Source organism: Lewinella sp. LCG006, from assembly GCF_040784935.1.
Taxonomy (GTDB): domain Bacteria; phylum Bacteroidota; class Bacteroidia; order Chitinophagales; family Saprospiraceae; genus Lewinella.
In genome coordinates this window covers 2,978,174-2,990,127 of record NZ_CP160680.1, presented here as the reverse complement: position 1 = coordinate 2,990,127, position 11,954 = coordinate 2,978,174, and the positions used below count along the sequence as shown (strand labels likewise).

Below are 11,954 nucleotides of genomic sequence, written 5' to 3'. Positions count from 1 at the left end.
ACATCTAATATGATGTTTAAAAAACTTCGAAACTCAATGAGTAAGCAACCAGATAAAGAAACGCTTGACGAACAGTTGAACGACGCTAATGCTATGGCCGAAAACACGGACCAGGAACAAGCAGAAACTACTGATAATCAAAGCAATGAGCAAGATAACGAAGCAAAGCTGATGCAAGAGCGAGACGAATTGCGTGACAAGTATTTACGCCTCATGGCGGAATTTGACAACTTCAAGAAGCGCAATATTCGTGAGCGGATGGATTTGATGAATACCGCAGCCCGCGACACCATGACAGCATTACTGCCTGTTTTGGACGATTTTGACAGGGCCCAAAACCTTTCTGATGAGCAAAAAAACTCACCTGCCTTTCAGGAAGGGATCGAATTGGTTTATCACAAACTATTTTCCATCCTCAAGCAACGAGGGCTGGAGCCCATGGAAAGCACCGGGCTTGATTTTGATCCTGAATTGCACTCCGCAATAACAGAAATCCCTGCTCCTACAGAAGACATGAAAGGGAAAGTTGTCGATACTATCGAGCGTGGCTACACCTTGAAAGGGAAGATAATTCGTCATGCAAAAGTAGTTACCGGCAAATAATACATCAAGATGGCAAAGAGAGATTTTTATGAGATTCTGGGGGTAGATAAATCCGCTGATGCTACAGCGATTAAGAAGGCCTACCGCAAGTTGGCTATTCAGTATCACCCCGACAAGAATCCTGATAATAAAGAGGCGGAAGAAAAATTCAAAGAAGCGGCGGAAGCCTACGAAATCCTCAGCGATGAGGACAAGCGTGCCCGTTACGATCGCTTTGGCCATGCCGGAGTCGGCCAGGGTGCTGGTGGCGGCGGTTTTGCTGGTGGCGGGATGACCATGGATGACATTTTCTCTCAGTTCGGTGATATTTTCGGAGAAACAGGAGGACCATTCGGTTCTTTCTTCGGAGGTGGCCGAACGTCTACCCGTGGCCGCGGTGAGGCAGGTAGCAACCTGCGCATCAAGGTTTCTTTGACCTTGGAGGAAATTGCCAAAGGCGTTACCAAAAAAATAAAAGTCAAGAAGCAGGTCGGCTGTGACCAATGTGGTGGCAGTGGCGCTAAAGACAGCTCCTCCGTAGCTACTTGTAACACTTGCCGCGGATCGGGCATGGTACGCCAGGTGCGCTCTACCATTTTGGGGCAGATGCAAACGACCACGACTTGTCCGACCTGTAGCGGTAGTGGGCAAACCATCAAGGACCGTTGTACCAAATGCAAAGGTGACGGCCGGATGTACGCCGAAGAAACCATTGAAATTCCAATTCCCGCAGGTGTAGAAGCTGGGATGCAACTAAGCATGCGCGGCAAAGGTAATGCTGGCCGCATGGGTGGCCCCGCCGGAGATTTGTTGATCAATATCGAGGAGAAACCCCATGATGATCTGCAAAGAGACGGCATGAACCTTATCCATGATCTCTACCTCAACTTTGCCGATGCAGCCTTGGGTACCTCTGTAGAAGTGCCGACAATTGACGGACGAGTAAAGATCAAAATTCCACCAGGCACCCAGTCTGGAAAAATCTTCCGCCTCAAAGGCAAAGGCTTGAGCAATGTTCAAGACTATGGCCAGGGTGACCAACTGATCCACGTGAATGTTTGGACACCCAAAAAACTGACGGAAGAAGAGAAGCAGATGATGGAAAGCCTGCGAAGCAAAGAGAACTTCCATCCTCAGCCAGGTAAAAGCGATCGCGGCTTTTTCGACCGGATGCGTGATTACTTTAAGGGGTAAGTGCTGGTAGAGGGATGCGGGGCGATGGCATCGCCTCTTGAGGTAGAGCGTAGAGGGCCCAATCTAGCTGGTTTTGATTTAATTTGGCTTACATTCATGACCCACCCCAACCCCTCCCTAGTAGGTGAGGGGCTTTCACAAACTACTAAGTCATGGTCTTCAAATTGTTGCAAAATCATCGAGATCAACTTTTTACGTATTCAAAGTCCTCCCTCCATATACCAGGGAGGGAGATAGAGGGTGGGTCATGAATACTAGACTGATGTTGGGAATTAACGAGCATCGGCCTTTCAACCTCTACCCTAAAGACGCGAAGCAGCCTGTATCCCTATACAGACTTTGGCCAGGTCGAAGAAGACCTATCAGCACATAAGTTTTTCACGTTGCTTAGCCAGGTACTTACCTCTCCAAATTTTACGTTCTAGCCCACAACAGTCTCTTAAATCCTAACTTACATGAACCGTCTTACCTATCTGTTGCCTTTTCTTGCGTTACTTGGTTTTTCCGCTTGCGGGCCCAATTATGTATATCAGCAAACGCTAGAAATTCCGGAAGATGGTTGGTCTTACCAAGATAGCTTGTTGGCTACCTTTGAAATTCAAGATACCAATACTATTTACAACCTCCACTTGATCGTAGCACATACGACTTACTTTTCTTACCAAAACTTCTACGCGCAGGTGAGCACTCAGTTTCCTAATGGAGAGCAACTTACGGAACAAGTTTCGCTGGAGTTGGCAGCCAAAGGAGGGATTTGGCTTGGCGATTGCAGCGGAGAAATCTGCACCTTAGACATCCCCATCCAGGAAGGAGCTTATTTTAATCAGGCAGGTACCTACCAATTGAGTATTCATCAATATTCTCGCCGCGATCCACTTCCTGAAATCAAGTCTATTCTTTTTGCGTTGGAGGCTACTGAAGCTACCCGCTAAGCCAGCATTCTTTTTAGCAAACAACTGATTTTACGATCATTACATAGGGGATAATTTCTCAGATCAAAATATGAGGCAAAAAATGTTCTCCATATCTTCTTTTTTTTCTGTCCGCTATCTTACTCAAAAGTAAAATTAGTGTTGGCGAAAACGTCCTAGTAGCGACTAAATATTAACTTTGTCACCTAATATTGAAAATATTCCTTTCATCAATCTAATGTATGATGCGTAAACTTCTACTTCTCGCACTTGCGTGTGCGCCTATCTTTTTAACGGCACAGGTAGCTCGTACCGTTCTTATCGAAGAATGGACCAATGCTTCTTGTGCACCTTGTGCTGCACAAAACCCTGCTTTCAACGCATTGTTGGACGCTAACGAAGAAAATGTTGTTTCTATCAAGTACCAGTGGTACTTCCCTGGCTATGATCCTTTCCAGGAGCAAAACCCGACTGAAATCAACAACCGTGGTGAGTACTACGGCCTTAATGGTGTACCTACTGCATGGATCAACGGTACGGCTCCTGGTGATGCCTACGCTGGTGGTGCTGGCAATTGGGATATCGCTGGTGGTGGTTACGAAGGTGGCCCTTACGGTTACAACCAAGCGGTACTTGATTATGTAGCTGCATTGACTTCTCCGATCAGCATGACGCTGACTCACGAACTCAATGAAGACGCTACGGAAATCACCATTAACGTTACCTTGACCAACGAAAGCCTTGATGATTTCACCATGACTGACGGCCGCTTACATGTGGTGCTTTTGGAAGAAGAAGTTATCTTCCCTGTTTCTCCTGGTTCTAATGGTGAAACAGAATACACCAACGTAATGCGTAAAATGTATCCAGATGAAAATGGTACAGCGGTAATGACCATCCCTTCTGGTGCGTCTGTGGATTTCACCATTACAGATGCAGTTCCTGACTATATCTATGGTTTGAACCAACTGAGCGTTGCTGCTTTTGTACAAGATCACGCTACTACAGAAGTATTCCAAGCTGGGATCACTGTTCCTCAGGAAATTGCTAACGCAATTGATGCTGGTTTTGGCAACAACCTTACTGCTGCCCCACAAGGCTTGTGTGGTGCAACCATTACGCCTTCTGTAGAATTCGTAAACGGTGGTTCTGTTGACATCACCCAGGCTACTGTTGACGCTTTGATCAATGGTTCTGTTGTAGGCACAATTGAGTACACAGAAACTTTGGCACCAGGTGAAACGACTACCCTTACTTTCTCAGAGATTGTTTTGACCGCCTCTAACAACGAACTTACTTTCGATATTTCTCAAGTAAACAATGGTGAAGGTGTTGACATCAATGGTCTGAACAACTCCACTGCTGCGGTTTCTTACGGTTCTTTGTCTGATACGCCTATCGGTACTGAATTGGCGGAAGACAATGAGTCTTACGATGCGATCTACCCAGAAACAGGCCTAGTGACGCCTGGTATTCCTTTGGGAGAATTCGGTGGCAACTCTTTCATCGTCTACAATGCAGGCCAACTACCTGCTGGTGGTGATGGTGGCCCTATCGGTGGCTACGGATTGTCTGATCGTTCTATCTTCATCAACTTCTACCAGTGGAACCCATCTGGTCCTACTGCTGACGATGCTTCTTTGACTTACCAGAAGATTGACTTGACAAACGCTGTTACACCTGCTTTGATGTTCGACCGTGCTAGTGCAAGCTACGCTGGTGATGGTGTATCAGGTGACCGTTTACAAATTTTAGTTTCTACCGACTGTGCTGCTACCTTCGATATCGTTTGGGATGCTGCTGGTAATGATTTGAATACAGCTCCTGCTTCTGAACCATTCTATATCCCATCTGCTAGCCACTGGGTTACTGAAACGATTGACCTGAGCGCTTATGCTGGTCAACAGATCAACGTTCAGTTCAAAGCTATCTCTGCTTGGGGTAACAACTTGTTCCTTGACAATATCAACGTTAGTGACGTTGTTGCTACGGAAGAGTTGACCGAAGTAACCGAAATCAGCCTCTTCCCTAACCCAGTGAAGGACATGATGAAAGTTAACTTTGAGCTTTCTGAAGCTACACAACTACAAGTGGAAGTATTCAACGCTACCGGACAGCGCGTTCAGCAACTGGGTGTTGCTAACTACGGTGCTGGTCGTAATCAGCTTGACATTGATGCAGCTCAATTGAGCAGTGGCATGTACTTCTTGCGCATGTTCAATGCAGACCGTGAATTGAGCCGCCGTTTCATCGTTCAGCACTAATTTTCATTAGTTCTCCAAACGACGGTGTTTAAGACACAAGCCTATCCGTCGCGTCAGCTAGCTGACGCGACGGATTTTTGTTTTTGACAGTCTGGTTTTTTAGACTACTTTTGTAGGAAAGAAAAAATATCTATTCGATGAAGCAAAATATACTCTTACTACTTGCACTCTGTTTCACCAGCTCCATCTTGGTAGCTCAAAACATCGAGTTCAGCGAAAGTCCCGTTATCGTTTCCAATATTGCTGCTAGTGATTTTGAAGGCATAGGTCATTCAACCGTCACCAATACGGCTGATGTTCAGCGTACCTTTGTCTGGACTCGCAATGTAATTGAAAAAACCGAAGAATGGTGGACCGCCGTTTGTGATAAAAATCTTTGCTACGGCCCAGCAACGGGAACCGAAGATTTTATTCTTGCTCCCAACGAAGCAGGCACCATGGACGTACACGCCTATCCTAACGACACTGATGGCAGTGCAGTCATAGAAATCGTCATCACAGACATGGCTGATGATCAATTGACTGCTTCTAATATTTATTATTTCAACGCAGGACCTTCTAGTACTACAGAAGCCAGCCGCCAAACCATCAAAGTTTACCCGAACCCTTCTAACGGACTGTTCTCGGTTAAAGGTGGTAAGCAGATTGCCAGTGTGCAGGTATTCAGCCTTACTGGTCGTCAGGTGAAGTCATTCACTTACAATGATGGACAGTGGTACGATATTTCTGACCTCCCTACCGGTACTTACCTGGTTCGCCTGGTAGACCGTGATGCACAGCAGTTGGTTACGAAACTAATGAACAAGCTGTAAACACGACTTGAATTCACAAAAAGAACGCCGCTTTTGATTGCATCAAAAGCGGCGTTCTTCGTTTATTTCAGCCGTATCCTGACGTACTTGATCGTGAGTCCATCCTGCAGGTGGCGGTTTTCGTAGTAGGTCTTAAAAGCCAGTTCTGGCATAACCAACTCCTTGCTGTAAATATCCTCCTGGTGCAGCTCAAGCGTAGCGTGTTCATAGGTTTCCATGACCGACAAGGTGTATTCATACAACTCAGGAGAATCGGTCTTGAGATGAACCAAGCCTCCATCCGGAAGCATTTTGCGGTAGCTATCCAGAAATCGGGGGCTAGTAAGGCGGCGATTAGCTTTACCATTTTCCAAAAAGGGATCGGGGAAGGTGATCCAAATTTCACTCACTTCGCCAGGATGAAAAAAGTGGTGTAATTGCTCGATCCTGGTTCGCACAAAAGCGGCATTGTGCAACTCGTTTTCGAGCGCATAACGGGCACCTTTCCAGATACGCGCACCTTTGACATCTACGCCAATAAAATTACGTTCAGGGTACATCTCTGCCAAAGCCAGGGTGTACTCTCCCCGGCCGCAAGCTAGCTCCAGGGTAAGTGGTTTATCGTTTTTAAAATGATCACTGGCCCATTTCCCGGCACGTTCTACGGGGGCTCCTCCTTCTCCTAGTAATTGTGGGTTGTCGAAATGAAAATTCTCATAGACATTGGGGAAACGTTGAATATCGGCAAACTTCTGAAGCTTATTTCTCCTGCTCATCTTATGTATTAAATTCCCGGGCAGCAATCACGTTGTAAATCAACCAAAAACTACCTGTGAAGGATTTTTATCAATTGAAGCTACAAAGGTAAGGTGATTTACAAAATTGCGTAGCATTAGACCCGTACATGCCTTTATTAGAGTTGTTCTACTGGGGGCTGTTTTAGCGAAAGCGCTAAAATTTTATTCTGGGCAAGGCAGATTTTGCAGCCGAATGCGGGCAATTCGGCGAAAAATCTAACGCAGCTCAGGATAAAATTTTTCGCTTGCAGCAAAACTTGTCCCAGCAGAACAACTCTATTAATAACAACTAATCCCGCAAAGCCTACGTTTTATTTTTAGATTACTGTATTTTGGTCAATCTCTGCCAGGCTTAAAGTTCAATGACTATGAAAAAAATAATGCTTTTACTTTCCTTTATCGCTTGCGCTTTCTCTACCATGATGAGCCAAGTGCTCACTGTTTCGGAAGAAATCCCCCTGAGTTCAGATGTCTCTTACGAAGTTATTGGCGAATTAGGCAAGCAAATTCTACTTTTTAGGAATCGTAAAACTGAGTTTGAAGTTCAGGCCTTTAATGCTCAAATGAAGCAAAGTTGGTCAAAAGAACTAACCCTGGATCGTCGTCTGCCTACGGTTCTGGGGATTGTGCCTACCCAGGAAGATTTCACTTTGCTTTATTCTTACCGCCAAAAAGGGAATACCCTCATCAAAGCCCATCGCTATGATCCTGCTGCCAACTTGGTAGATTCTTCTATGCTCATCAATCTGGGTTACCTCTTCTTCACACCTCGGTTTGAACTCATACGCTCCGAAGATCGCTCAAAATTATTGGTGTTTTACGTAGAGAATCAGGATATCGTCCATGCTTACTCTTTTGATCTACCGACACAATCATTGCTCTGGGAGCACAAATTTACCCTGGATGATTTTCTGTACAGCAGAGATTTTATTCAGGCTTTGGTAGACAATCGAGGGCAAGCCAACTTTATCTTCCAGAAAGATAACTTTAGGTCTAGACGCAAAGAACACTATTACCAGGTTTATACCTATAACGGAGCAGGAGAACCCATTACCACCAACATCCCAATGGACGAATACCTCTCCTATGATGTGTTTTTTGAAGCGGATAATCTCAACAACCAAATCATTGCTGCCGGATTGTATGCAGACAACAATACGGAGCGTGCCATGGGATTTTTCTATCTGCGCGTTAATCCTAAGTCAGCTAATCAGCCCTTGATAAAATTCACCCCCTTTAGTGAAGATTTTTTACAAAACCTCCTGGGACGTGATTATCGAGAAAGCAAGGGATTGAATGAGGCTTCTGTGCGTGAAATCGTATTGCGTAGAGACGGAGGTGCGCTGCTTATTGCCGAGCGCAATAAGCAACTCCAGCGGCGCACGAGCACAACCAGTCGTGTCTACTACGACCCAAGCGAAAGAAACTTGGTCGATTTTTACTACGAAGAAGTGTTTGTGCTCTCTATCCATCCCGATGGCCAGCTTCATTGGGAAACCATTCTTCACAAAAAGCAATATAGCCAGGATGATAATGGCATGTTTTCCAGTTATTTTCTCTTCGAAACGCCGGGCCGATTACGCTTTCTGTTTAATGATGAGATCAGATACGAGAATACCGTCAGTGAGTATGTCATCAATGGTTTGGGAGAGTATGACCGCAACAGTTTATTCAGCACGACCAAACTGGACCTGAGGCTGCGCTTTAGGGCCGCGACTCAAATAAGCCCTACCGAATTGGTCATTCCTAGTGAACGCAGAAACCGCCTAAAGCTGGTACGTCTGACCTATTAAGCAGACAGCAACTTCCTAACTTCGGGGATAAAAAGCAGAAAAGAAAGGAGAAAATACACTAGCTGTTTTTAGGGCTTTAGTAAACAAAAAAAGATCGGTACAATCGTACCGATCCCAAAATAAACACCTAAAACCCTATTAACATCTTTACAAGCCAAAACTGGCTTTTATTTCTTTACTGAAGATAAACTTCAGTGATTGTTTCTTGAAGATTTGAACGCGTTCGCAAATGTACGGTATAAAAAAATATGTACCAACATTTTTTCTAGAAAACAGCGTTTTTTTCTTTTTGTTTAAGCAGTCATCTTTATTCTGCGTTCAATGTAGAGAAAACGTAGGTATTAAAAGAAAAGATTTACGCAATTCGTCAAGAAAATGTCACATCTATTACTTTTAAACCTAGTTTTTCAGGGTGCTCTCCCTTTTCTCTTGTCCTAAACAAGAAAATTGTCTCGCCTTCAAACAAATTACCGTTTCACTGGTTCGGTTTAAAAGCTTCCGGAAAATTCTCCAACCTCCCCCTTAAAGATCTCTAATGAAAAAGGTTTTCAAGTTTTTAGGACTCGGAATAGTCGTATTGATTATTATAAGTGTTATTGCTGGCTTTATCGCCAACGAACCGATGCCTACCCAACGTAAATCAGGTGCTGCTGCCGACGAACTGGCGCGCAAGATGGAAGCGGCAGTCAATAAAGCAGCCTGGGACCAAACCCGTTTTGTAAGCTGGAAATTCCTTTCTGGCACCAGCTACGTTTGGGATAAAGAGAAGAATGCGGTTGTGGTAACTTGGGGCGACAATAAAGTTTTGCTGAACACCCCCACCAGGACGGGCCTTGCTTACGTTGACGGACAGTTGGTAACAGATGCCGTAACCAAGCAAAAGCTATTGGATAAAGCCTGGTCACAGTTTGCCAATGACAGTTTTTGGTTGTGTGCGCCAATGAAAGCCTTTGATCCGGGTACCCGCAGAGAAATTGCCACGAACAAAGCCGGAGAAGAAGGCCTCCTGGTACACTACAGCTCCGGTGGCGTTACGCCCGGCGATAGCTATTTATGGTTGCTGGATGAGTCGGGAAAACCCAAAGCCTGGCAAATGTGGGTGAATATTATTCCAATTGGCGGATTACAATTCAGCTGGGAAGACTGGAGCGGTGGCCCTAATGGTCCACAAATAGCCCAACAACACGATGGAGTGTTATTGGATGTGCCGATCAAAGACCTTACTTATCCTGTTTTTACAGATGAAACCAGTCCATTGAAAGCCCTTTGGGATTAATCTTCTTCTAGCAGCGTATCAATTTCGCTCTTGATAAATTGCCCCAACCGATGAACGTATCCTTTGGAGAAATCAAAGGATATACCTGCCGTGCGATAGATATCGCGAATATTACGGGTATACCCCAAACGTAGTGCTGTACGGTACTTTTCCACCGTCTGTGCGGGATGTGTACGATATTGCTTCCAAATAGCAATAGCTCCTAATTGAGCAATACCATATTCAATATAATAAAACGGGACTTCAAACAAATGGAGTTGCTTGTGCCAAAGATGGGCAGCGTATTCTTCTAGGCCGTCGTGATCGATATAGGCAGAATTGAATTCCTTGAAGCACTGTAGCCACACCTCCTGACGCTCGGCCCTACTGTGGCCAGGATGCGTATATACCCAGTGTTGGAATTTATCAATGGTAGCAATCCAGGGTAATACCTTTAAGACGGTTTCCAATTGTTGCAATCGGGCTCTTTTTAAAGCTTCTTTTTCAGAAAAGAAAACATCCCAATGGTCCATGGTTAATAGTTCCATACTCATGGCTGCCAACTCGGCTACTTCCGACGGCACCCGGCGGGTAAAGCTGAGTGGAAGATCACGGGTAAGGTAGGAATGTACAGCGTGCCCACACTCGTGGAGCAGCGTCCGCATATCTCCTAGTGAACGACTGGCATTCATAAAAATAAAGGGTACGCCAGTGAGGAGAAGCGGCATGTTATAGCCACCTGGCCGCTTGCCCGGGCGAGAATCCAAATCCAGGTGCCCCAGCTCTCGCATGTGGGTCAGTACTTCACCAAACTGCGGATGCACCCTTTGCAAGCAACTCGTCGCTTTATTTACGAGGTCATCCATATTCTGGAAAGGCCTTAAAGGTTGCTTCCCACTCGGATCAACATGCAAATCCCAAGGACGCAACTGATCAATTTTCAACGTCTTTTTCCGGTGGAGGTAGAGTTGTTCTACCAAAGGGAGAATTTCGTCACGAATGGAATTGTGAAAATCAACACAATCCTCCGACGAATAATCAAAACGGCCCAATTTTCGAAAACGGTAATCCCGGAAGTTATCAAATCCAGCATTCAAAGCGATCTGATGCCGTTTCTCTAACAACTTATCATAGAGCGTTTCCAGATCTTCAGCATTTTCCAGAATACGACGGTTGATCTTGTGGTAGATTTCTTCGCGGTATTCCCGCCGAGGTTCCTCTAGAAGGGCACTGGCCTTTTGTAGGGTCAGTTGCACATCATTGATTCCCACCGTCATTTCGGAAAAAATTTTTCCGTGTACTTTGCTATCCAATTGGACTTCCGTCTCTAGTTCGATGTTTTTTTCTCGGAAAAGATCGACGAGGTTTCTCACAGCACGCAGATAGATGCCGTAACGAGTAGGATCAAGTTGATTAATCAGTGGAGTACTTACCAGCTTTGAATTAAGCTGATGAGAGTAATCAGAGATGCGAGGAGACAACTCCTTGATTGCATACTGGTAGCTCTCCTGAGCGGCAGTATCCGTGCTATCGCTGGAAATGTTGATATATCGCCAAGCAAAGGATTCACTAACAAAAGCATCAAGTTCACTACGATCCAGGAGCCACAGCTCAAGGTCTTCCAAGGTAAATAACTTCCTTTGCAGCAACTCTTCGTAAAATGGCTGCAACCGCTCCCAAACGGTTAATTTGAACCTAGCAGGTAGATAGGCTCGCACTTTGGATCGCGGCAGTGCAGTTGCTCTCATATAGATGACTTGTTGTCCGGGTATGGTGAAAACCACCACTACTCAACTACTGACAACAACGGCACTCCGCGTGAGAAAGTTACTCCTCTTCGTCCGTTTCTGTCAGTAGTCCGTTTTCTTTTAAACTAATGAACCACTTAATAACTTTTTTCACGTCACCAGGGTACACCCGTTCAGGATCGTAATTAGGAAGAATATCCGAAAAATAGTCAAAAAGTTCTTCTGACTTTGCGGTGGGTTCTACCGGTGGACGATCCTCAAATTGATCACGCATATTGCGAAAAACATTCGCAAGCTCAACGGAGTCGCCGTCATCCGTAAAGATGGCAATTGACCCCAGTGGTGTAAACTGGTGCTTACGGGCACTTACAAAGCGCCGCTTACCAGAATCTAGATCTTCAACGATCAATCCGTTACTGCGGTTAGCTGCCATGCGGAACAAGCCCGGCAAGCCACTTACTGCGATCAGATTGTCAAGGTTCATACTTTTGTAATTTGGTATTAAACCACAAAAGTACAAACTAATCGTTCATCTAGATGTACTGCGTAAAAAAGCTGGCAGGTAGAAGGGTACAAAACCTCAAAAAAAGGTCTTGTTTTTATATGTATCTCAAAGCTC

General features: G+C 45.1%; 10 protein-coding genes. 7 read left to right on the top strand and 3 right to left on the bottom strand.

The window, feature by feature from the left end:
- The first annotated feature begins 36 nt into the window (after window positions 1-36).
- The 5 genes from AB0L18_RS10635 to AB0L18_RS10615 all read left to right on the top strand — a co-directional run bounded on the left by AB0L18_RS10635 (window position 37) and on the right by AB0L18_RS10615 (window position 5,763).
- The gene (locus AB0L18_RS10635) at window positions 37-603 is read left to right on the top strand and encodes a nucleotide exchange factor GrpE (RefSeq protein ID WP_367392569.1); all 567 of its coding nucleotides are present in this window, start codon (window positions 37-39) and stop codon (window positions 601-603) included.
- Window positions 604-612: 9 nt separating this feature from the next.
- Window positions 613-1,776, top strand: a complete 1,164-nt coding sequence (gene dnaJ, locus AB0L18_RS10630) for a molecular chaperone DnaJ (RefSeq protein WP_367392568.1) — start codon at window positions 613-615, stop codon at window positions 1,774-1,776.
- Between the two features lie 455 nt (window positions 1,777-2,231).
- On the top strand, window positions 2,232-2,708 hold the full coding sequence (locus tag AB0L18_RS10625; protein ID WP_367392567.1) for a gliding motility lipoprotein GldH: 477 nt from the start codon (window positions 2,232-2,234) through the stop codon (window positions 2,706-2,708).
- Window positions 2,709-2,929: 221 nt separating this feature from the next.
- A complete protein-coding gene (locus AB0L18_RS10620; RefSeq protein WP_367392566.1) occupies window positions 2,930-4,951 on the top strand; it encodes a T9SS type A sorting domain-containing protein in 2,022 nt (673 codons plus the stop codon).
- A 137-nt stretch (window positions 4,952-5,088) separates the two neighbouring features.
- Window positions 5,089-5,763: a T9SS type A sorting domain-containing protein gene (locus AB0L18_RS10615; protein WP_367392565.1), complete on the top strand. Its 675-nt coding sequence runs from the start codon at window positions 5,089-5,091 to the stop codon at window positions 5,761-5,763.
- Window positions 5,764-5,825: 62 nt separating this feature from the next.
- Here the strand turns inward: AB0L18_RS10615 and trmB are convergent, their stop codons facing one another.
- Window positions 5,826-6,518, bottom strand: coding sequence for a tRNA (guanosine(46)-N7)-methyltransferase TrmB (gene trmB, locus AB0L18_RS10610; protein ID WP_367392564.1), 693 nt, complete (start codon window positions 6,516-6,518; stop codon window positions 5,826-5,828).
- Between the two features lie 389 nt (window positions 6,519-6,907).
- On the opposite strand from trmB, the gene AB0L18_RS10605 reads away from it, so the two are divergent.
- Both AB0L18_RS10605 and AB0L18_RS10600 read left to right on the top strand, forming a co-directional pair.
- Complete coding sequence (locus tag AB0L18_RS10605; RefSeq protein WP_367392563.1) at window positions 6,908-8,332, top strand: hypothetical protein; 1,425 nt, start codon at window positions 6,908-6,910, stop codon at window positions 8,330-8,332.
- Between the two features lie 535 nt (window positions 8,333-8,867).
- A complete protein-coding gene (locus AB0L18_RS10600) occupies window positions 8,868-9,608 on the top strand; it encodes a hypothetical protein (protein ID WP_367392562.1) in 741 nt (246 codons plus the stop codon).
- On the opposite strand, the gene AB0L18_RS10595 is transcribed toward AB0L18_RS10600, so the two are convergent.
- Complete coding sequence (locus tag AB0L18_RS10595; protein WP_367392561.1) at window positions 9,605-11,335, bottom strand: M3 family oligoendopeptidase; 1,731 nt, start codon at window positions 11,333-11,335, stop codon at window positions 9,605-9,607. The two genes, AB0L18_RS10600 and AB0L18_RS10595, sit on opposite strands and share 4 nt — an antisense overlap.
- Before the next feature lie 79 nt (window positions 11,336-11,414).
- Window positions 11,415-11,819, bottom strand: a complete 405-nt coding sequence (locus tag AB0L18_RS10590) for a DUF5606 domain-containing protein (RefSeq protein WP_367392560.1) — start codon at window positions 11,817-11,819, stop codon at window positions 11,415-11,417.
- Between the last annotated feature and the right edge of the window lie 135 nt (window positions 11,820-11,954).